Here is a 20,969-nt window from a genome sequence, read left to right on the forward strand (position 1 = left end):
TAATGTTGTATGACAACGCTGGCGCGATTTGTCTCAGTAACGGGGAGGCACGCATGGGGCGAAGCAATTCTCTGGCGCGTTCCGCTCGGGCGCCGACCCTGGTGGATGTGGCCAAGGTGGCCGGCGTGTCGCCGATCACCGTGTCGCGTGCGCTCGGCCGTCCGGAGCTGGTCACGGCCGTGACTCGCAGGCGTGTACTGGAGGCCGTGCGGGCGACTGGCTACGTGCCCAACCTGGCCGCCGGGGCCTTGGCCTCGAGCCGCAGCCGGCTGGTGGCAGTGTTTCTGCCGACCATCGCCAATTCGATCTTTGCCGACACCGTGCAGGCACTGACCGAGCGTCTGGCCGCTGCTGGCTACCAGACCCTGCTGGGGCTGACCGGCTACTGTCCGGAGCAGGAAGAAGCCTTGCTCGAAGCCGTGCTCGGGCGGCGACCGGACGGTATCGTGCTCACCGGCACCGAGCACACCCAGACCAGCCGCGAGCGCCTGGCGCGAGTCGGTATTCCGGTCGTGGAAGCCTGGGATCTGTCGGCGAAACCGCTGGACATGCAGATAGGTTTTTCCCACGAGGCGGTGGGCCAGGCCGTTGCCGACTATCTGCTGGGCAAGGGCTACCGGCGCATCTCGGTGGTCACCCTCGACGACCCGCGCGGCTTGCGTCGCTACCGCAGCCTGGAGCAGGCGTTGGCTACGCAAGGCGTGGAGCTACTCGGCATGCAGATACTGCCAGCGCCGGCGACCCTGGCGGTCATGGGGTTCGGCGACCTCTCCAGCGCCGCGCATAGTCACCCACCGTTGACCACCATCAGCATCGACGGCCCGCGCATCGGCACCGCCATCGCCGAAGCCCTGCTGGCCCGTATCGCCGAACCGACCCTGGCGCGCCAGCCGTTAAGGCTGGATGTGGGATTTGAGGTGGTAGGGCGGGGGAGTGGATAAGGGATGGCGGCTGTTGTCGAGATTGTGGCCTGTTTCTGATTCGTCCTCCTCATGGCGACGCGTTTCCTGCTTCTATGACCCTTGAATGATTGCGCAATCATCGTAGCCTGAATCGGGTTGTCCATCTTCGGCGGCCTGGTTGGGTCGTCGATTGTCCATCCCGAGGAGGTTTGCATGAACGATCGATCCGCCCCTGTCTGCGCCGATGACGACCGCATCGCCTGGCTGAGCTTGCGCTCGGTGGCGCTGCCGCTGGCCAACCCGATCAGTGATGCCAAGGTGCTCACCGGCCGGCAGAAGCCGATGACCGAAATCGCCATTCTGATCGCCGAGATCGAGACCCGTGACGGCTATCGCGGCCTGGGTTTCAGCTATTCCAAGCGCGCTGGCGGCCCCGGCCAGTTCGCCCATGCTGTGGAAGTGGCGCCGAACCTGATCGGCGAGAACCCCAGCGATATAGCCAAGCTGTGGGACAAGCTGTGCTGGGCCGGAGCCTCGGTCGGCCGTAGCGGCCTGGCGACCCAGGCCATCGGCGCTTTCGACGTTGCCCTGTGGGATCTCAAGGCACGCCGTGCCGGGCTGTCGCTGGCGCGCCTGCTTGGCAGCCACCGCGATTCGGTGCGTTGCTACAACACCTCCGGCGGCTTCCTGCATACACCGCTCGACCAGTTGCTGAATAACACCGATATCTCCCGCGAGAAGGGCATCGGCGGCATCAAGCTCAAGGTCGGCCAGCCCGACTGGGCACTGGATATCCACCGCGTCAGCACGGTGCGTGAACATTTGGGCGAGAGCTTTCCGCTGATGGTCGATGCCAATCAGCAGTGGGATCGCCCGACCGCACGGCGCATGTGCCGACGCCTGGAGCCTTTCGATCTGATCTGGATCGAGGAGCCCCTGGACTGCTACGACGCCGAGGGGCATGCCGAGCTGGTGCGCCTGTTCGATACACCGATCGCCACCGGCGAGATGCTCACCAGCCCGGCCGAGCACTGGGAGTTCATCCGCCAGCGCGGCGCCGACTTCCTCATGCCCGATGCGCCGCGTGTCGGCGGCATCACTCCTTACCTGCGCGTGCAGACCCTGGCCGAGCAGGCTGGCATGACCCTGGCGCCGCACTTCGCCATGGAGCTGCATGTGCACCTGGCCGCCAGCCATACGCGCGAACCCTGGGTCGAGCATTTCGAGTGGTTGGAGCCGCTGTTCAACGAGCGTTTGGAAATCCGCGATGGGCGGATGCTGGTGCCGACTCGTCCAGGCCTTGGCCTGAGCCTGAGCGAGCAGGTGGCTGGGTGGACGGTGCAGCAGTCCGAGGTGGGGCGGCGAGACTGATAGGGAAGGTTCTTCGGAACCTATGGTGAGCCGTTGGATATGCCCCGCCTGGAGGCCGGGCATGTGGCGAGGTCGGCCACTCGTATCAGGAGACTTTCGACCCATTGCGGGCTGTCACGTCCGGCTGGCATCGGCCAATAGCGGTCAATGCGGATTGCACAAAGATGCCTCTAGCTGGTCGAGAAAGACACGCAGGCGATGTGGCATTTGTTGGCTGGTTGGAGGCACAGCCATGATGAAGAGTTGCTCGGAGTTTCCTCTTCCGGCTCCCCCAGCCGCAAGCTGTTTTCCTCAAGATCGTCACGTACATCCCAGTAGGTGAGCATTGCAAGCCCCAGCCCTGTTTGCTCGCGGGGCGTCCGGTACCTCAGAGCGGTCAATTCCATTTATTGTCGGACAGATCCGCAGATTTTTTTTTGCTAGCCTCACGAATCTAATGATCGGCTGCCGCATCAGCTTGTACTAGGTGAGGAGCGTCCACCGGCACCAATCCTAAGTCATGAACCTTGGAGTAACGGGAATGCATTCCACGCAACGAAGCGAAGCCGAAGTTTTTGAGGAATTGAGAGTTCTAACGGCCCAGCCTGGTTACGTTCATGCTGTGGCCGGTATTTGTTACCGCGACAACCTCGTATCGTTTCAAGGTGAGTACAAGGCTTCCGACCTTGAGTATCTGTTTAGCCGAAAAAGACTCAATCGCAATGAAATAAGCACGTTGTTGGGACTGATGATGCGTCAACCTGTAGATCTAACTGAGGTCGATGAAGGCACGCTGAGAGGTTATGTTTCCCGCACTGACGAATTGCTAGGCGAGCTTCACGACGCTATGACCGGCCTGACAATCGGCGAGCTCATCACCCAGGCTCAACAGGGCACCGCCATGGACGATTTTTGGCAAGGCGCAATGATGAAGGAGCCAATTTTCTATGGCACCGAGTCAGCCTACAGCTTCCAGTACCGTGATTTTTTTGCGGAGAAGCACGCCCCCGATGATGACTGGTTAAAGAGAGTTATGGGGTTCAGCAGTGCCCAAGCTCTTCGAGTGGCGAGTGCGATGTGTTCGTTGATGGATGCGCGCGCCACCAATGAAACAGGATTGATCGGCGAAACCAAGGTAGGAGAAATACCTGTAGGCCCGGTTCTTGAGCTCTTCGAGTTCACCGCGCAGGAGATAGCCCAGCGTTCTGGTCAGGAGATTGATGTCGTTGAAGCAGTTTTCAAAGCGCTAACGTTCAGTGGCCACAATGGCCTGTTCAAGGAGATCGGAGACTTCAACCAAGTCGCAGCAACCCCATTGCTGCCGACAGGGCGTGGCTCAGTGTTGCTGTTCTCTCACTACTCGATTTACGAAGCGCTCTACGAGTCGCCTTTCTTCTGGATGAACCAGGATGAAAACTACAAGCAACAGGCTTCGGACAATCGAGGAGCCTTCACCGAACAGTTTTCTCAGCGCCGCCTGGCCTCCGTCTTTGGAAAGGCCGGTGTCTATACCAACGTCAATCTATTTGAGGGCAAGCGGATTGTTGCCGAAGCGGACGTACTGGTCATTTTTGGTGACCGGATCATCATCGTTCAGGCAAAAGCCAAAAAGCTAACCCTAGCTGCCCGCAAAGGTAACGATGGGCAAATTAAGGCTGACTTCGCCGCAGCGATTCAGAAGGCCTATGACCAAGGGGCGGAGTGCGCCGCGGCTATTAACTCCGGAAAATGCAGGCTCGAAGATGATCGTGGCCAGGCTGTCGTGCTACCGAAGCAGATCAAGGAAATCTACCCGTTCTGCGTGGTGTCCGATCACTACCCTGCACTAGCGTTTCAAGCCAGCCAGTACCTGAAATATAACTCTGATGAGATTGTTCGCCCGCCCTTCGTGATGGACGTATTTTTGCTGGATGTACTAGCAGAGATGCTGGATACACCGTTGCGTTTTCTGAGCTACGTCCGAATGCGCCTTGAGTCGTCACATAAGCTGATGATGGGGCACGAGCTTACCGCTCTTGCCTACCATCTGCGGTGCAATCTCTGGCTCGATGACGAATACAACCTAGTAATGCTGGAGGACTCGATCGCAGCGGATTTGGACACCGCAATGACTGTTCGGCGGGAAGGTCTCCCCGGCAAGCGAGTCCCTGAAGGCATCCTCACCAAGATGAGGGGGACGTTTTACGAGCGATTGATTGAGCAGATCGAGCGCCAGCCTGAACCTGCGGTTCTTGAGCTGGGGTTCACTCTGCTGTCTATGGGGGAGGAATCGTGTAAGACGGTTCATAAGGCCATCGAAGGCTTGACCAACATGGCAAAGATGGATGGCAAACGGCATGACTTCGTACTGGGAATGTCTGAGCCAGGGACGGGGATTTGCTTCCATTGCAATCCTACACCCAGCCAAGACGCCGTCAGATCCCTGGAGGTGCACTGCGCCAAACGAAAGTACGCTCAGCGGGCTGCACAGTGGTACGGGGTGTCTGTGGGGCTCAAGGGCGAAATCCAATTCGGAATCACGCTCAGTTTCCCCTGGGAACGATCCCCTGAGATGGATGAGTTAACCAAAGACATGAAGCCTTCTTCTACATTCGGAAGGGCTATTAAGACAATGGAACGGGCGCTCGCTCCTAAGAAGTATGGACGCAACGACCCGTGTCCTTGTGGAAGCGGCATTAAGTACAAAAAGTGCTGTCTCTGAGGCCAGATGCTGGGGGTTGCGATGTCTAAATGAAGGCCTGCCCGACAGCCCACTGAATAGCCCCGGCTTTTTTAGATACCTTCCGTTCTCAGAAATAACATCGCTCGACCCTCTTTGGAGACTGGTCTTTGAATATCCAAACGCCTTGCTCTTGTGACTGTGATTGATTGGCCATGACTCGTGAGTCCTTCAAGAAGGTAACTGGAAGTCCTGGATCCCTAAGTACTGGCAGACCTCGGCGCACAGCGTCTCCGCAGAAGCCCATCCACCGCTAAAGCCATCATCATCAGGTGTCAGGCAAATCGTCAGAACCTTGATCCGACCATTGTCCAGGTTCTTCTTGATCGCAAAACAGAGGTCTCGCACATAGGCCTCAGCCAGAAAGCGCTGGCAGCTCCCATCGTCCATTTTGCAAAAAAAATAGTCCAAGTCGACATTAACGATCCAGTTATTTCCCTGGCTTAAGTAGAAGTCGAAATTGGCAGGTAGCTCCCAGGGAACGATGTCCCGCCACGAGCCTGAGAGGAGATTAGGGGCATCACCGTCCCCATGCGTCGCGAAGAAAACACTTCCGAGGTTCGCTTGCTCGTATTCGAGGAAGAGGCTGAGGTAGTTATCCCATCGAATCGTCACCGTATCAAAGCCGTGCACTTCGGTTCGGTACCCCAGATAATCCTGCAGGGAAACGCCATGCATTTGTGTAGGTAAGCTTTGCTTCCAGAGCGGCAAATTGCTAGTCAGTGTATCGGTGTGTCGATCGATATGAAAAAGGTCAATCGGCTCGCCGGGCACTAGGTGTCGTAGCCAGCACCACCAGGCGGCCCGGTGATTGTCCATGATGTAGACAGGGCCGTTTTGCCAGAGAAAGTTCTGTGTGCCGTGCCCCGACACTCCGCGGTGCGACAAAGGGATATGCCAGGTACACGCCAAAGCTTGCCTCCAGAGATAATCACCCAACCACCAGAATCTCCGATCCCATGGCGGCCATCTTTCAAATGTCGCAGGCAACTTAGCTCACAACAAAAGCACTGGCAACCACACATCAACTCTGCTTGTGACACCAGTATTTGATTAGAGGCTCGACTAGCGACCGGCTGCTCCTGGCCGTTTTCTGCCGCAGCAAAGGCTGTCAGCGAGCCATGCAGCCAAGGGATGCTAGAGGTACCGTCGCTGGATCGCCAAGCGAGTCTGCAAGTAATCAAGCAAAAGGCCCCGCCAACCGATTAGCTGGCGGGGCCTTTTTTGCCGTCTGGCTCAGGTACGCAGGATCTCGTTGATCGCGCTGGGCTTGGGACGCAGTGCGCTGAACACCTGCCAGAGCACGAAGGCCAGGGCCAGACCCAGGAAGGTACCGGCGATGGGATTGGTGAAGAAGTCGGCGAAGCTGCCGTCCGACAGCATCAGGCCACGACGCAGGTTGGTTTCCGCCATCGGCCCGAGGATGAAGCCGATGATGAACGGCGCCGCCGGCATGCCCGCCTTGACGAAGCCATAGCCGAGCAGGCCGAACAGCAGGATCGACCAGACGTCGAACAAGCGGCTGGACAGGCCGAAGGCACCGACCACGCACAGCACCAGGATGATCGGCAGGAGGATGTGCTTGGGCACGTCGAGCAGCTTGATGAACAGGCGCAGGCCGTAGAACTCCATGAACAGCATCATGCAGGTGGCGACGATCAGCGCGGCGAAGATGGTGTACACCAGCGGGCCCTGGCTGATGAACAGCAGCGGGCCGGGTTGGATGCCGTGGATCAGGAAGCCACCGAGCATGATCGCGGTGACGGTGTCGCCAGGGATGCCCAGGGTCATCAGCGGCAGCATGGCGCCACCGATGCCGGCGTTGTTGGCCGTTTCGCTGGCTACCACGCCACCGATGTTGCCCTTGCCGTAGGTGTGGCCGTCCTTCGCACGCTTCTTGGCGATGATGTAGGACACCAGGTTGGAGGTGCCGGCACCGATGCCCGGGAGGATGCCGATGCCCAGGCCGATCAGCCCGGAGCGGCCGGCGTTGGGCAGTTGTTCGCGGAACTCCTTGAGCGAGAAGCCGAAGCCCTTGATGTTCTTCATGCTCACCGACTTGGCCTTGCCCTGTACGGCATGACGGCCGGTTTCGGCTACCTTGATGATCTCGGCCACGGCGAACATGCCGATCATCACCGTGAGCATGGAGAAGCCGCCGTTCAGCTCGCTGAAGTCGAAGGTGAAGCGGCGGATGGCTTCCACCGGTGCGATGCCGACGGTGGACACGGCAATGCCCAGCGCACCGGCGAATAGCCCCTTGACCATGGAGCCGGCCGACAGGGTGGCGATCAGGGTCAGGGAGAACACGGCGATGGCGAAGTATTCATGCGGGCCGAAGCTCAGGGCCACCTTGGCCAGTTGCGGGGCGAGGAACATCAGCGCGACGATGCTGAAGATGGTGCCCAGGAAGGAGAAGACGATCCCTATACCCAGTGCCTTGACCCCATGGCCCTGTTCCATCAGTGGGCCGCCGTCGAACACCGTGGCGATGGAGGAGGGCGTACCGGGAATCTTCAATAGAATCGCCGAGATCAGACCGCCGGAGGTGGCACCGATGAACAGCGCCACCAGCAGCGACAGGCCCGCCTGCGGGCCCATGGTGAACGTCAGCGGTAGGCACAGGGCTACCGCCATGGTGGCGGACAGGCCGGGTACGGCGCCGAACACGATGCCCACGGCTACGCCGATGGCCATCAGCAGCATGATATGGATGGAGAAGACAGCACCGAAGCCTTGCTGCAGTAATTCGAGCATGGTCGATCCTCAGAGGAAGTCGTTCAGCAGGCCAGCGGGCAGCAACAGGTCGAAGGCCTCGCGGAACAGCAGGAAGATGACGGCCGAGCTGATCACGGCGATCAGGGCGTAGGTCAGGTGACGGACTTTCTGGTTCACCGGCGTCAGCACGATGAACTGCAGGTACAGGTACAGCGCGGTCATGATCGGGAAACCCACCGGGCCGAGCAGGGCCATGTAAGCGAGGATCAGGCCCAGCGTCTTGAACACCGTCCTGGGTTCGACGATCGCGGGTGCAGCGGTTTCGCTGCTGTCATCCTGGCTGGGGGCTTCGTTGTTCACTGCCGTCTTGCTGGCAAAGGCGCCGAGCACCTGCATCACGCCCAATAGCAGAAGCAGGCCGGAGAGCAGGACGGGAAGGGTGGCGGCGTCGACGCCGGCGTGCCCGGGCAGTTGGTAACTCATCGCCATGTAGCCGATACTGGCGACCAGCATGGCGACGCCGATGATCAGTTCTTTCTTGTTCAGGGTGCTCATCGCATGCCTCGATGTTCTGAGGTGCGATGCGGGCCAGCCTGATGCCAGCCCGCATCACTTGAGGGCTTACTTGGCCTTGCGCAGCTCATCCTTGAACTGCATGAAATCGTCGCGGGTCTTGGCCAGGATGGCCTTGGCTTCTTCGGTGGGATAGAAGGCGACCGGCTGCTTGAACTTCTTCAGATCCTCGGCGTACTCGGGCACTTCGGTGATCTGCTTCATCAGGTCGGACATCTTCTTGACGATGGCTGGGTCGGTGCCCTTCGGGAAGGCCACGATGTAGGGCTTGTCCATGGTGATGTCCAGGCCCTGTTCCTTGAGGGTCGGTACATCGCCAATCATGGGGTTACGCTCGGCGTTGGGCTGGCCCAGTGCGACCATCTGCCCGCCCTGGACATAGTCCTGCACTGAGCCATAGGTGATGGCGCCCATGTCCAGGCGACCGCCGAGCATGCCGACCACACGGTCGGATACGGTGCCGCCGTCGACCATCTTCAGCTTGATGCCGGCGAGTTTTTCCAGCATCAGGCCCTGCAGGTGGGAGAAGCTGCCCATCTCGGTGCCATAGGTGATGCTGCCCGGATTGGCCTTGGACTTGTCGATCAGGTCTTGCATGTTGGTCACGCCGGATTGCTTGGAGGCGACGAACACGGTGCTCTTGTCGACGCCGGCGATGCAGGACACGTCGAAGGTCTCATAGCTGTCTTCGGTCAGCCCGGCGACCTCGTTGACGATCATTTGGCCCGGATGGGTGAAGAGAATGGTGTTGCCATCCGGCGCTGCGCCCTTGACCTGTTCGGCCGCCAGGGTGCCACCGCCACCAGCGACGTTGGTCACCACCATGGTCTTGCCGGTGATCTGGTTGAAGTACTTGGCCATCATGCGGGCGTTGAAGTCGGTATCGCCGCCGGGGTTGGCGATGACCACCACCTGGATCGGGCGGGTCGGCCAGTTGACCTCATCGGCGAAGGTGGCCGCATGGCTGACCAGGGCACCGATGCCGACGATGGCAGAAAGAAGGGAGGCGCGGAATGTTTTTTTCATTGGAATGCTCCGGATGGTGAATCGAAGTCGCGTGAGTCAGTCGCGACCGAGGCTGGGACGTTTCGGGTGGTATTGCCAACCCGGAACCAGGTATTGCATGGCCATGGCGTCGTCACGCGCGCCGTTGGCCACCTTCTTGTAAAGCTCGTGAGCGGCCATGATCCGCTCCATGTCCGGCTCGATGCCGAGGCCGGGCTTGTCGGTTACCCGCACCTGGCCGCCTATGATCTGCAGCGGCTCGCGGGTCAGGCGCTCGGTGCCTTCCTGCCAGATCCAGTGGGTGTCGATGGCGGTGACGCGACCCGGCACGGCTGCGGCGGCATGGGTGAACATGGCCAGGGAAATGTCGAAGTGGTTGTTGGAGTGCGAACCCCAGGTCAGGCCGAATTCTTCGCACACCTGGCCGAGGCGCACGGCGCCCTGCATGGTCCAGAAGTGCGGGTCGGCCAGGGGAATGTCCACGGCCTCCAGGCGCAGCGAGTGGCCCATCTGCCGCCAGTCGGTGGCGACCATGTTGGTGGCGGTGGGAATGCCGGTGGCGCGCTTGAATTCGGCCATCACTTCGCGGCCCGAAAAGCCATTTTCCGGGCCACAGGGATCCTCGGCGTAAGCCAGCACATGGCCTTGCCCCTGGCACAGGGCGATGGCTTCATCCAGTGACCAGGCGCCATTGGGGTCGAGGGTGACACGGGCGTTGGGGAAGCGCGCCTTGATCGCGCGAATCGCCTCCATTTCCTCGGCGCCGCGCATCACCCCGCCCTTGAGCTTGAAGTCGTTGAAGCCATAGCGCGCATGCGCCGCTTCGGCCAGGCGGGCGATGGCTTCCGGGGCCATCGCAGCCTGGTGGCGCAGGTGGTACCAGTCATCCGCCGAGCCTTCGCCGGCGAGGTAGGGCAGGTCGGTACGCTGACGATCACCTATATAGAAGAGGTAGGCGAGCATGGGCACGCTGTCGCGCTGTTGGCCGCTGCCAAGCAGTTCGGCCACCGGAACGTCCAGATGCTGGCCGAGCAGGTCGAGCAGGGCCGCCTCGACGGCGGTGATCACATTGTCCAGGCGCAGGTTGATCTCGTGCGGTTGCTTGAGCACGCGTGCTTCGGATTCCGAGGTGACCTGGTGCCGGGTGGTCTGCGGCCCCTTGGCCGGCCCGGCGATGGCCTGGCGCAGGCTGTTGAGAATGCGGTTGTAGCGGCCGAGCGGCTGGCCGATCACCCGTTCGCGGCAGCGCTCCAGTGCCTGACGAATACCTTCACCACCTGGCACTTCACCGCAACCCGTGTTACCGGCGCTGTCCTTGAGCAGTACCAGGTTGCGGGTGAAGTAGGGGGCATGGGCGCCACACAGATTGAGCAGCATGCTGTCATGGCCGGCGACCGGGATGACCTGCATGTCGACGATCTGTGGCGTGCTGTGGCGGGATGCTTCGTACATCTTGGCTGGGGCTCCGAAACTGGCGCGGCCCTTGGCCGCAATGGCGAAGGTACGGTTCAGTCGTGCGCCGGGGTCGGCAGGCGAGCCTCGCGGCGGCAAGTGAGAGCATGGGCATGGACGGCAACGAAGCCTGTACGGATTGCGCTGTTCGGGCGGCTGCTGGCGTCGGTGCAATGACCAGCACGATGGCAGGGCAGGGCGGCAATGAAGGTCTGTGACATGACCTGGGCCTCGCTTGTTTTTATTGGTTTGTCATAGGTTGTCGTATGACTTGGCGAAATTAGTACCAGTCCGATCCTGACCTGTCAACGCTGTTTTGCTTGCTGATGATAACCCTGCTGCTGCTCGAGAGGCGTGTTGAGCGCATCCTCTGTATCTGAATTTCCTTGATAACACGGGGCCGTGCGTTGAAAGTTGAGGGATGCGGGGAAGCGCTACGACGAACGGTGAATGGAAAAACTGGTGTTTTTTTATTTGTTGTACGATAACGTATCTCTACAGCCGAGGCTGACGCCATTTCTCACAACTCGCATTACAGGGTGTTCGCACAATGAATCCACAAGAACTCAAGTCCATCCTCTCTTCCGGTCTGCTGTCTTTCCCGGTGACCGACTTCGATGCTGCCGGTAATTTCAACCAGGCTGGCTATGTCCGCCGCCTCGAGTGGCTGGCACCTTACGGCGCCTCCGCCCTGTTCGCAGCCGGCGGTACGGGCGAGTTCTTCTCCCTGGCGCCGGACGAATACAGCGCCGTGATCAAGACCGCCGTGGACACCTGCGAGAAGTCCGTGCCCATCCTGGCTGGCGTTGGTGGCCCGACCCGCGTGGCCATCCAGATGGCGCAGGAAGCCGAGCGCCTGGGCGCCAAGGGCCTGCTGCTGCTGCCGCATTACCTGACCGAAGCCTCGCAGGACGGCGTTGCCGCGCATGTCGAGCAGGTGTGCAAATCGGTGAAGATCGGTGTGGTGGTCTACAACCGCAACGTTTGCCGTCTCAACGCCAGCCTGCTGGAGCAGGTCGCCGAGCGTTGCCCGAACCTGATCGGCTACAAGGACGGCCTGGGCGATATCGAGCTGATGGTGTCGATCCGTCGGCGTCTGGGTGAGCGCCTGACCTACCTCGGTGGCCTGCCGACTGCCGAAGTTTACGCCGCGGCCTACAAGGCTTTGGGTGTACCGGTATATTCCTCGGCCGTGTTCAACTTCATCCCGAAAACCGCCATGGCCTTCTACAAGGCCATTGCCGCCGACGATCACGCCACCGTTGGCAAACTGATCGACGATTTCTTCCTGCCGTACCTGGACATCCGTAACCGCAAGGCCGGTTATGCGGTGAGCATCGTCAAGGCCGGTGCCAAGATCGTCGGTTACGATGCCGGCCCGGTACGTGCACCGCTGACCGATCTGCTGCCGGACGAGTACGAAGCCCTGGCCAAGCTGATCGAAGCGCAAGGCGCGCAGTAATACCGCTATCGGTTCCTCATGCCTTGAGCGACCACTAGCCTTGGCGCCGCGCCCGTTTACGGGCGCGGCCGCGTTGAATGACCATCCACCCCATAAGAACAACAGGGTAACGCTCATGAATTCACAGACCCCTGCCGCTGTCGGTACTCCGCTGATCACCGAGCTGCAAGTCGTACCGGTCGCCGGCCAGGACAGCATGCTGCTCAACCTGAGCGGTGCCCACGGCCCTTACTTCACCCGCAATATCCTCATTCTCAAGGACAGCGCCGGCCACGTCGGTGTCGGCGAAGTCCCCGGCGGCGAGGGCATTCGCAAGACCCTCGAAGACGCCCGCTCGATCCTCGTCGGCCAGCCAGTCGGCAACTACAACGCATTGCTCAATCAGGTGCGCCGCGCCTTCGCTGATCGCGATTCCGGCGGCCGTGGCCTGCAGACCTTCGACCTGCGCATCACCATCCATGCCGTCACCGCCCTGGAGTCGGCGCTGCTCGACCTGCTCGGCCAGCACCTCGGTGTGCCGGTCGCCGCGCTGCTTGGCGAAGGCCAGCAACGCGACGCGGTGGAGATGCTCGGCTATCTGTTCTTCATCGCCGACAAGGACAAGACCGATCTCGGCTACCGCGATGAGCGCGACGCCGACGACGCCTGGGAGCGCGTGCGCAACCAGACCGCGCTGACTCCCGAGGCCATCGTCCGTCAGGCCGAGGCCGCCCATGCCCGTTATGGCTTCAACGACTTCAAACTCAAGGGCGGCGTGCTGCATGGCGAGGCCGAAGTCGAGGCGATCCGTGCCCTGGCCGCGCGCTTCCCGAATGCTCGTGTGACGCTCGACCCCAATGGTGGCTGGTCGCTGGATCAGGCCATTGCCCTGTGCCGTGACCTGCATGGCGTGCTGGCCTATGCCGAAGACCCCTGCGGCGCCGAGAACGGTTACTCAGGTCGCGAGGTGATGGCCGAGTTCCGCCGTGCCACCGGTCTGCCCACCGCGACCAACATGATCGCCACCGATTGGCGGCAGATGGGCCACACCATCTCCCTGCAATCGGTGGACATCCCGCTGGCCGACCCGCATTTCTGGACCATGGCCGGTTCCGTGCGGGTGGCGCAGATGTGCAACGACTGGGGCCTGACCTGGGGCTCGCACTCGAACAACCACTTCGACATTTCCCTGGCCATGTTCACTCACGTCGCCGCCGCCGCGCCGGGGCGTGTGACCGCCATCGACACCCACTGGATCTGGCAGGACGGCCAGTACCTGACGCGCAACCCGCTGCGCATTGAAGGTGGTCTGGTGCAGGTGCCGAAAACCCCAGGCTTGGGCGTCGAGCTGGACTGGGATGCGCTGGCCAAGGCGCACGAGCTGTACCGGGCCAAGGGCCTGGGGGCGCGTGACGACGCAGTGGCCATGCAGTACCTGATTCCGGGCTGGACCTTCGATAACAAGAAGCCCTGCCTGGTACGCTGAGCCAGGTCGCCCGGCGCCGTGCGCCGGGCCCTTCGTTCCCCGCGCGAGTTCCCCTGATGCCAGCCGCCAAACCCGGTCATGTGCGCTACAGCATCCTGCTGATGCTGTTTCTGGTCACCACCATCACCTTCGCCGATCGCTCCAGTCTGTCGGTCGCCGGTTCGGCGATGCAGGCCGGTTTGGGCATCGACGCGGTGACCCTCGGCTATATCTTCTCGGCGTTCGGCTGGGCCTACGTGATCGGGCAGATTCCCGGCGGCTGGCTGTTCGACCGCTTCGGCACCAAGCCGGTGTATACCCTGGCGTTGTTCGTCTGGTCGGCGCTGACCCTGCTGCAGGGCTTCGTCGGTTGGCTGCCGACCACCTGGGCGGTGACCTCGATGTTCCTGCTGCGGCTGCTGGTGGGCTTTGCCAGTGCGCCGTGCTTTCCCGGCAATGCGCGCATCATCGCCTCCTGGTTTCCCACCGCCGAGCGCGCCACCGCCACGGCCATTTCCAGTTCGGCGCAGTACGCCGCCACCGCGCTGTTCGCGCCGTTGATGGGCTGGGTGGTGCAAGCCATGGGCTGGCAGTCGGTATTTATCGTGCTTGGCTGCCTCGGTCTGGCGTTGTCGTTCGTCTGGCTCAAACAGCTACACGGCCCGCGTCAGCACCCGCGTATTGGTGCAGCGGAGCTGGCCCACCTGGAGCAGGGTGGGGCGCTGATCGATCTGGAAGGGCAGCGCGGCAGTACTGGCGGTTCGCAGTGGCGCTACCTGGGCTTGCTGCTGCGCCAGCGCACGATGATCGGCATCTACCTCGGTCAGTACTGCAACAACGCCATTACCTACTTCTTTCTCACCTGGTTTCCGGTCTACCTGGTGCAGGCGCGCGGTATGAGTATTCTCGGTGCCGGTTTCGCCGCCGCCTTGCCGGCCATCAGCGGCTGCATCGGTGGCGTGCTCGGCGGGCTGTTGTCCGACGGCATGCTGCGTCGCGGCCACTCGCTGACCCTGGCGCGCAAGCTGCCGATGGTGCTCGGCCTGCTGCTGTCGAGTGCGGTGGTGCTGTGCATCTATGTCGACAGCGATGCTGCCGTGGTGGCGTTGATGGCTCTGGCGTTCTTCGGCAAGGGCCTCGGCTCGCTGGGCTGGACGCTGGTGGCCGACACTTCGCCCCGGCAGATCCTCGGCCTGTCCGGCGGCCTGTTCAACACCTTTGGCAACCTGGCGGCGATCACCACGCCCATCGTCATCGGCTACCTGGTCAGCCACAGCGGTTCTTTCGATGGGGCATTGGTCTATGTCGGCCTCAATGCCCTGCTGGCGGTCGTCAGCTTCGGCCTGATCGTCGGCCGTATTCACAGGGTCGAGCTGGACGCCACGTCCGGCTCGGCATCCTGAGCGCACAACAGGAGCACGCAGCATGCAGTTGATTCCCCATCAGGATTCGCCCCGTTACATCCGCCTGCACCCGAGCGACAACGTCGGCGTGGTGGTCAATGACCAGGGCGTCGCCGCAGGCGGACAGTTCGACGACGGCCTGACGGCTATCGAAGGCATCCCGCAGAGCCACAAGGTGGCGCTGGTGGATATCGCCGAAGGCGGTGAGGTGGTGCGTTATGGCGAGGTCATCGGCTATGCGCTCAAATCCATCGCCGCTGGCAGTTGGGTGACCGAGCAGGTGCTGCGTATGCCCGAGCCGCCGCTGCTGGACAACCTGCCCAAGGCGACCCTCAAGGCCGCGCCTGGCGAGCCACTGGAGGGCTACAGCTTCGAGGGCTTCCGCAACCCGGACGGCAGCGTCGGCACCCGTAACATCCTTGGCGTGACCACCACCGTGCAGTGCGTGGTCGGCGTGCTCGATCATGTGGTCGAGCGCGTGCGCAAGGAAATCCTGCCCAAGTACCCGAATGTCGATGACGTGGTGGCGCTGTCGCACAGCTACGGGTGCGGCGTGGCAATCAACGCGCCTGACGCGGTGGTGCCGATCCGCACCCTGTACAACATCAGCCGCAATCCCAACCTGGGTGGCCAGGCGCTGGTGATCAGCCTCGGCTGCGAGAAGCTGCAGGCCAACCAGTTGATGGATGGCGACCTGCTCACCAGCGGCATGGACGAGGAGGACTGGCTGTTCCGCCTGCAGGACTCCGGCACCGGCTTCACCGGCATGGTCGAGCAGATCATGGGCATGATCGAGGAGCGCCTGAAGGTGCTCGACCAGCGTCGCCGCGAGACCGTGCCGGCCTCCGAACTGGTGGTCGGCATGCAGTGCGGCGGCAGCGATGCCTTCTCCGGCATCACCGCCAACCCGGCGCTCGGCGTGGCCGCCGACCTGCTGGTGCGCGCTGGCGCCACCGTGATGTTCTCCGAGAACACCGAGGTGCGTGACGGTATTCACCTGCTCACGCCGCGTGCCGCCAGTGTCGAAGTGGCCGATGCGCTGATCCGCGAGATGGACTGGTACGACCGCTACCTGGCGCGCGGCATGGCTGACCGCAGTGCCAACACCACGCCGGGCAACAAGAAGGGCGGGCTGAACAACATCGTCGAGAAGGCCATGGGCTCCATCGCCAAGTCCGGCAACGGCACCATCGCCGGAGTGGTCGCGCCGGGCGAGCGCATCCGTGGCAAGGGCCTGTGGTTTTGCGCCACGCCGGCCAGCGACTTCATCTGCGGCACCCTGCAACTGGCGGCGGGCATGAACCTGCATATCTTCACCACCGGGCGTGGTACGCCCTATGGTCTGGCCATGGTGCCGGTGATCAAAGTGGCCACGCGCACCCAGCTAGCCGAGCGTTGGCCGGATCTGATCGACGTCGACGCCGGGCAGATCGTTTCCGGGCGCATGACGCTGGAGGATATGGGCTGGCACATCTTCCAGCTCTACCTGGACGTGGCCAGCGGTCGTAAGCAGACCTGCGCCGAACGGCTGCGTCTGCATAACGATCTGGTGCTGTTCAACCCGGCGCCGGTGACCTGAGATGAGTGGCCTGCCGGATGATCTGCTCCAGGCGCTGCGCGAGGCGGTCGGCGAGGCTGGCCTGATCACTGACGCCGAGCGCATGCAGAGCTACCTGAGCGACTGGCGCGGCGCCTACCGTGGCCAGGCGGCTGCTGTGCTGCGCCCGGCCTCGACCGAGGAGGTTGCCGCCGTGGTGCGCCTGTGCGCAAAGGCCGGCGTTGCCCTGGTGCCACAAGGCGGCAATACCGGCTTGTGCGGCGGCTCGATTCCGGACGACTCCGGAGCGCAGGTCGTATTGTCGCTGACGCGCATGAAGCGCATCCGCACAGTGGACGTGGCCAACGCCACCATCACCGTCGAGGCCGGGGTGATCCTGCAGCAACTGCAGGAGGCCGCCGCCGAAGTCGGCCGGCTGTTCCCGCTGTCGCTGGGCGCCGAGGGCAGTTGCACGGTCGGTGGCAACCTGGCGACCAATGCCGGCGGTACCGCGGTGCTGCGCTACGGCAACATGCGCGACCTGACCCTGGGCCTGGAAGTGGTGCTGCCCGATGGGCGCATCTGGGACGGCCTGCGCGGGTTGCGCAAGGACAATACCGGCTACGATCTCAAGCACCTGTTCATCGGCAGCGAGGGAACCCTGGGTATCATCACCGCCGCCGTGCTCAAGTTGTTCCCGGCCGTGCGCAGCCTGACCACCGCCTGGGTGGCGCTGTCCAGCCCGCAGGCAGCCGTCGAGTTGATCGGGCAGATGCGTGGTTTGTGTGGCGACCGCCTGACCGGCTTCGAGCTGATGTCGTGGCAAAGCGTCGAGTTCGTCCTGCGTCATGTCGCTGGTGTCAGCGACCCTTTTGCCGAAGCGCATCCCTGGTACGTGCTGATTGAACTGAGTGACACCCAGCCCAACGCGCTCTTGAACGAACTGCTAGAACAGGGCCTCGGCGCCGCCTTCGAGCAAGGCGTGGTGCTGGATGCCGTGGTTGCCGCCAGCGACGCCCAGGTGCGCGCGTTGTGGGCGCTGCGCGAAGGCATCTCGGAGGCGCAGAACCATGAAGGGCCGAGCCTCAAGCACGACATCAGCGTGCCGGTCAGCCGTATTCCCGACTTCATCGCGCGTACCGACCGGGCGCTGCAGCAGGCGTTTCCCGGTGTGCGCATCGTGGCCTACGGGCACGTCGGCGACGGCAACCTGCATTACAACATCAGCAAGCCAATCGGCGCCGAGGATGCCGCGTTCAAGGCGCAGGCCGAAGCGATCATGCGGGTGATCTACGACTCGACCCTGGAAGATGCCGGTAGCATTAGCGCCGAACATGGTTTGGGCCAATCCAAGCGCATGGCTGCGCAGCACTACAAGGCGCCGCTGGAGCTGGAGTTGATGACCCGCATCAAGCAGGTGCTGGATCCGGCCGGGCTGATGAATCCGGGCAAATTGCTGTGAGTCGCACGATCCAAACAGGAGGAACCATGAGCAAACCCAAGGTGCTGCAGATCGGCCCGCTGAGCGAGCGTTTCAACCGCGAGCTGGCCGAGGAATACGAGGTCAGTGCACTGTGGCAGCAGGTCGAGCCGCTGGCGTTCCTGCGCGAGCAGGGCGAGCAGTTCATTTACATGGTGTCCTCGGCACGTTTCGGCTGCACGGCTGACCAGCTTGCGCTGCTGCCGAATCTGCGCGCCATCTGCAGTTTCGGCGTCGGCTACGACCCCTATCCGCTAGAGCTGCTGCGTGATCGCGGCATCGTCCTCAGCACCACGCCGGACGTGCTCAATGATTGCGTGGCGGACCTGGCCATGGGCCTGATGATCGACAGCGCTCGGCGTCTGTCCGAGGCCGATCGATTCGTGCGTAGTGGCGCCTGGAACAGCACCACGGGTTTCCCGCTGGCGCGTCGGGTCAGCGGCAAGCGCCTGGGTATCGTCGGCCTCGGCCGCATTGGCGAGGCGGTGGCCCTGCGCGCCTCGGGTTTCTCCATGCCGGTGCGTTACCACAATCGCCGTGCGGTCGAGGGCAGCCCATACCAGCATGAGCCGGATCTGCTGGCGCTGGCGCGCTGGGCGGATTTCCTGGTGCTGACCTGCCCGGGCGGCAAGGCCACCCATCATCTGATCAACGGCGAGGTGCTCGAAGCACTTGGCCCGGATGGTTTTCTGATCAATGTGGCACGTGGCTCGGTGGTCGATGAGGCCGCACTGATCACGGCGTTGCAGCAGAAGGTGATCGCTGGCGCCGGGCTGGACGTTTTCGAGCGTGAACCCCAGGTGCCGACGGCGCTGCGCGAACTGGACAACGTGGTGCTGCTGCCGCACGTCGGCAGCGCCAGTGTCGAGACGCGCCAGCAGATGGCCGATCTGGTGCTGGACAACCTGCGCGCTTTCATCGCCACCGGCAAGCTGCTGACGCCGCTCTGATCCCGCTCGCCAGCGAATACGCCGGGCGGTGCCTGCCGCCTGGCCTATGGTTGCATCGCCACAAGCGCTGTAATCGTTTTCTACCTCACCTGCAGCATCCCCGGCGCACCACAAGTGCGCCGTTTTTTCTCCTATGCGCTGATGTCGCCGGCTCATGCCCTGTAAACTGTGGCGTTTTCCGCAGGCAAGGGGCCATCCACCGTGCAGTCGGTCATTTCCATTCAGCAATTGAACAAGATCTATGCGTCCGGGCATCCGGCGCTACAGGGCATCGACCTGGACATTCGCCAGGGCGAGATCTTCGCCTTGCTGGGCCCCAATGGCGCCGGCAAGACCACCCTCATCAGCATCATCTGTGGCATCGTCAATCCGGGCGAAGGCAAGGTGCTGGTCGGCGGTAAGGACATCGTCCACGACTACCGCGCGGCCCGCTCGCAGATCGGCCTGGTGCCGCAGGAGCTGGTCAGTGACGTGTTCGAGACGGTCTGGGCCACGGTCAAGTTCAGCCGCGGCCTGTTCGGCAAGAAGCCCGATACGGCTTATCTGGAGCAACTGCTCAAGGATCTGTCGCTGTGGGACAAGCGCAATGCCAAGATCATGGAGCTGTCCGGCGGCATGAAGCGCCGGGTGATGATCGCCAAGGCGCTCTCCCATGAGCCGCAGATTCTCTTTCTCGACGAACCCACCGCAGGCGTTGACGTCGAGCTGCGCCGCGATATGTGGAACATGGTGCGGCGCCTGCGCGAGCGGGGCGTAACCATCATCCTGACCACCCACTACATCGAAGAGGCCGAGGAAATGGCCGATCGCATCGGGGTGATCAGCAAGGGCCGCATCATCCTAGTAGAGGACAAGCAGGTGCTGATGCACAAGCTGGGCAAGAAGCAACTGACGCTGCAGTTGCAGCAGCCGCTGTCCTGCGTGCCGGCCGAGCTGGCGCACTATGGTCTGGAACTGGCCGATCAGGGCCATGCCCTGGTGTTCACCTTCGATGCCCAGCACGAGAACACTGGTATCGCCGAACTGCTGCGTGATCTGGCCCAGCACGGCATCGACTTCAAGGATCTGCAGTCGAGCCAGAGTTCGCTGGAAGAGATTTTCGTATCCCTGCTCAAGGAGTCGCGCGCATGAATCTGTATGCCATCAAGGCCATCTACCTGTTCGAGCTGGCACGTACCTGGCGCACCCTGCTGCAGAGCATCGCCACCCCGGTGATCAGCACCTCGTTGTACTTCGTGGTGTTCGGCTCGGCCATCGGTTCGAGCATGACCCAGGTACAGGGCGTGAGCTACGGCGCCTTCATCATTCCCGGGCTGATCATGCTGGCGCTGCTGACCGAGAGCATTTCCAACGCCTCGTTCGGCATCTACATGCCCAAGTACTCGGGGAGCATCTACGAGATTCTTTCGGCACCGGTGTCCTACCTGGAAATTTTGATCGGTTATGTCGGTGCGGCGGCGACCAAGTCGGTGATTCTCGGCATCATCATCCTGCTCACCGCAAGGCTATTCGTCGACTTCGAGATCCAGCATCCGCTGTGGATGGCGGCGTTCCTGGTGCTGACGGCGCTGACCTTCAGCCTGTTCGGCTTCATCATCGGCGTCTGGGCCGATGGCTGGGAGAAACTGCAGATCGTCCCGGCGTTGATCGTCACGCCGCTGACCTTCCTCGGCGGGGCCTTCTACTCCATCAGCATGCTGCCGCCGGCCTGGCAGACGGTGACCCTGTTCAACCCAGTGGTGTACCTGATCAGCGCCTTCCGCTGGAGCTTCTACGGCGTGTCCGACGTCAACGTCGGCGTCAGCCTGGCGATGGTGCTGGGCTTTCTGGCGCTATGCATTCTGCTGGTGGGGTGGATCTTCAAGACCGGCTACCGGCTCAAGAGCTGAACCTGGCAGGGATTTGTGGGAGGCGCTTTAGCAGGCTGTTGAAAAACTACCTGTGTTGCCATTGCTGCGTTAAAAACAGGCTCAA

The 20,969-nt window shown here is 62.1% G+C and carries 17 protein-coding genes; 11 read left to right on the forward strand and 6 right to left on the reverse strand.

All coding sequences use genetic code 11. The features are described 5' to 3' along the window. The first annotated feature begins 53 nt into the window (after positions 1–53). From PVE35_RS06190 to PVE35_RS06200, 3 genes are all read left to right on the forward strand, one after another. Positions 54–941 carry a LacI family DNA-binding transcriptional regulator gene (locus PVE35_RS06190; RefSeq protein ID WP_277374134.1) on the forward strand — a complete coding sequence of 296 codons (888 nt, stop codon included), beginning with the start codon at positions 54–56 and terminating at the stop codon, positions 939–941. A gap of 174 nt (positions 942–1,115) precedes the next feature. Continuing rightward, positions 1,116–2,273: a mandelate racemase/muconate lactonizing enzyme family protein gene (locus tag PVE35_RS06195; RefSeq protein WP_277374135.1), complete on the forward strand. Its 1,158-nt coding sequence runs from the start codon at positions 1,116–1,118 to the stop codon at positions 2,271–2,273. A 520-nt stretch (positions 2,274–2,793) separates the two neighbouring features. Continuing rightward, on the forward strand, positions 2,794–4,953 hold the full coding sequence (locus PVE35_RS06200; RefSeq protein WP_277374136.1) for an SEC-C metal-binding domain-containing protein: 2,160 nt from the start codon (positions 2,794–2,796) through the stop codon (positions 4,951–4,953). A 189-nt stretch (positions 4,954–5,142) separates the two neighbouring features. On the opposite strand, the gene PVE35_RS06205 is transcribed toward PVE35_RS06200, so the two are convergent. From PVE35_RS06205 to PVE35_RS06230, 6 genes are all read right to left on the reverse strand, one after another. Further along, a complete protein-coding gene (locus tag PVE35_RS06205) occupies positions 5,143–5,910 on the reverse strand; it encodes a UPF0489 family protein (protein ID WP_277374137.1) in 768 nt (255 codons plus the stop codon). Between the two features lie 297 nt (positions 5,911–6,207). Then, positions 6,208–7,728, reverse strand: a complete 1,521-nt coding sequence (locus PVE35_RS06210; protein WP_277374138.1) for a tripartite tricarboxylate transporter permease — start codon at positions 7,726–7,728, stop codon at positions 6,208–6,210. A 9-nt stretch (positions 7,729–7,737) separates the two neighbouring features. Next, positions 7,738–8,244, reverse strand: a complete 507-nt coding sequence (locus tag PVE35_RS06215; protein WP_268182120.1) for a tripartite tricarboxylate transporter TctB family protein — start codon at positions 8,242–8,244, stop codon at positions 7,738–7,740. 66 nt (positions 8,245–8,310) lie between these two features. Next, positions 8,311–9,288, reverse strand: a complete 978-nt coding sequence (locus PVE35_RS06220) for a tripartite tricarboxylate transporter substrate binding protein (protein WP_277374140.1) — start codon at positions 9,286–9,288, stop codon at positions 8,311–8,313. 36 nt (positions 9,289–9,324) lie between these two features. After that, on the reverse strand, positions 9,325–10,719 hold the full coding sequence (locus PVE35_RS06225; RefSeq protein WP_277374141.1) for an enolase C-terminal domain-like protein: 1,395 nt from the start codon (positions 10,717–10,719) through the stop codon (positions 9,325–9,327). A gap of 56 nt (positions 10,720–10,775) precedes the next feature. Further along, positions 10,776–10,940 carry a hypothetical protein gene (locus PVE35_RS06230; RefSeq protein WP_277374142.1) on the reverse strand — a complete coding sequence of 55 codons (165 nt, stop codon included), beginning with the start codon at positions 10,938–10,940 and terminating at the stop codon, positions 10,776–10,778. Positions 10,941–11,269: 329 nt separating this feature from the next. Between PVE35_RS06230 and kdgD the strand changes: the two genes are divergently transcribed. The 8 genes from kdgD (at position 11,270) to PVE35_RS06270 (ending at position 20,884) form a co-directional block, all read left to right on the forward strand. Next, positions 11,270–12,181, forward strand: a complete 912-nt coding sequence (kdgD, locus tag PVE35_RS06235; RefSeq protein WP_277374143.1) for a 5-dehydro-4-deoxyglucarate dehydratase — start codon at positions 11,270–11,272, stop codon at positions 12,179–12,181. Positions 12,182–12,296: 115 nt separating this feature from the next. Further along, the gene (gudD, locus tag PVE35_RS06240) at positions 12,297–13,646 is read left to right on the forward strand and encodes a glucarate dehydratase (protein ID WP_277374144.1); all 1,350 of its coding nucleotides are present in this window, start codon (positions 12,297–12,299) and stop codon (positions 13,644–13,646) included. Positions 13,647–13,702: 56 nt separating this feature from the next. Continuing rightward, the gene (locus PVE35_RS06245) at positions 13,703–15,028 is read left to right on the forward strand and encodes an MFS transporter (RefSeq protein ID WP_277374145.1); all 1,326 of its coding nucleotides are present in this window, start codon (positions 13,703–13,705) and stop codon (positions 15,026–15,028) included. A gap of 22 nt (positions 15,029–15,050) precedes the next feature. Next, positions 15,051–16,607, forward strand: coding sequence for a galactarate dehydratase (gene garD, locus PVE35_RS06250; protein ID WP_277374146.1), 1,557 nt, complete (start codon positions 15,051–15,053; stop codon positions 16,605–16,607). A gap of 1 nt (position 16,608) precedes the next feature. Next, positions 16,609–18,027: an FAD-binding oxidoreductase gene (locus PVE35_RS06255; RefSeq protein WP_277374147.1), complete on the forward strand. Its 1,419-nt coding sequence runs from the start codon at positions 16,609–16,611 to the stop codon at positions 18,025–18,027. Positions 18,028–18,053: 26 nt separating this feature from the next. Then, on the forward strand, positions 18,054–18,995 hold the full coding sequence (locus PVE35_RS06260; protein WP_268182130.1) for a 2-hydroxyacid dehydrogenase: 942 nt from the start codon (positions 18,054–18,056) through the stop codon (positions 18,993–18,995). Positions 18,996–19,196: 201 nt separating this feature from the next. Then, positions 19,197–20,126 (forward strand): ABC transporter ATP-binding protein, encoded by a 930-nt coding sequence (locus tag PVE35_RS06265; RefSeq protein ID WP_277374148.1) that lies wholly within the window; start codon positions 19,197–19,199, stop codon positions 20,124–20,126. After that, on the forward strand, positions 20,123–20,884 hold the full coding sequence (locus PVE35_RS06270) for an ABC transporter permease (RefSeq protein WP_264145852.1): 762 nt from the start codon (positions 20,123–20,125) through the stop codon (positions 20,882–20,884). The genes PVE35_RS06265 and PVE35_RS06270 overlap by 4 nt, the downstream gene beginning before the upstream one ends. Positions 20,885–20,969: the final 85 nt, after the last annotated feature.

This window comes from Pseudomonas sp. AA-38, from assembly GCF_029457475.1.
In the GTDB taxonomy this organism is placed as follows: domain Bacteria; phylum Pseudomonadota; class Gammaproteobacteria; order Pseudomonadales; family Pseudomonadaceae; genus Aquipseudomonas.

What these genes read in the sequence shown, in the direction of transcription:
- PVE35_RS06190 (WP_277374134.1), top strand. Translation starts at nt 54, where the DNA reads ATGGGGCGAAGCAATTCTCTGGCGCGTTCCGCTCGGGCGCCGACCCTG.
- PVE35_RS06195 (WP_277374135.1), top strand. Translation starts at nt 1,116, where the DNA reads ATGAACGATCGATCCGCCCCTGTCTGCGCCGATGACGACCGCATCGCC.
- PVE35_RS06200 (WP_277374136.1), top strand. Translation starts at nt 2,794, where the DNA reads ATGCATTCCACGCAACGAAGCGAAGCCGAAGTTTTTGAGGAATTGAGA.
- PVE35_RS06210 (WP_277374138.1), bottom strand. Translation starts at nt 7,728, where the DNA reads ATGCTCGAATTACTGCAGCAAGGCTTCGGTGCTGTCTTCTCCATCCAT.
- PVE35_RS06215 (WP_268182120.1), bottom strand. Translation starts at nt 8,244, where the DNA reads ATGAGCACCCTGAACAAGAAAGAACTGATCATCGGCGTCGCCATGCTG.
- PVE35_RS06220 (WP_277374140.1), bottom strand. Translation starts at nt 9,288, where the DNA reads ATGAAAAAAACATTCCGCGCCTCCCTTCTTTCTGCCATCGTCGGCATC.
- PVE35_RS06225 (WP_277374141.1), bottom strand. Translation starts at nt 10,719, where the DNA reads ATGTACGAAGCATCCCGCCACAGCACGCCACAGATCGTCGACATGCAG.
- PVE35_RS06230 (WP_277374142.1), bottom strand. Translation starts at nt 10,940, where the DNA reads ATGTCACAGACCTTCATTGCCGCCCTGCCCTGCCATCGTGCTGGTCAT.
- kdgD (WP_277374143.1), top strand. Translation starts at nt 11,270, where the DNA reads ATGAATCCACAAGAACTCAAGTCCATCCTCTCTTCCGGTCTGCTGTCT.
- gudD (WP_277374144.1), top strand. Translation starts at nt 12,297, where the DNA reads ATGAATTCACAGACCCCTGCCGCTGTCGGTACTCCGCTGATCACCGAG.
- PVE35_RS06245 (WP_277374145.1), top strand. Translation starts at nt 13,703, where the DNA reads ATGCCAGCCGCCAAACCCGGTCATGTGCGCTACAGCATCCTGCTGATG.
- garD (WP_277374146.1), top strand. Translation starts at nt 15,051, where the DNA reads ATGCAGTTGATTCCCCATCAGGATTCGCCCCGTTACATCCGCCTGCAC.
- PVE35_RS06255 (WP_277374147.1), top strand. Translation starts at nt 16,609, where the DNA reads ATGAGTGGCCTGCCGGATGATCTGCTCCAGGCGCTGCGCGAGGCGGTC.
- PVE35_RS06260 (WP_268182130.1), top strand. Translation starts at nt 18,054, where the DNA reads ATGAGCAAACCCAAGGTGCTGCAGATCGGCCCGCTGAGCGAGCGTTTC.
- PVE35_RS06270 (WP_264145852.1), top strand. Translation starts at nt 20,123, where the DNA reads ATGAATCTGTATGCCATCAAGGCCATCTACCTGTTCGAGCTGGCACGT.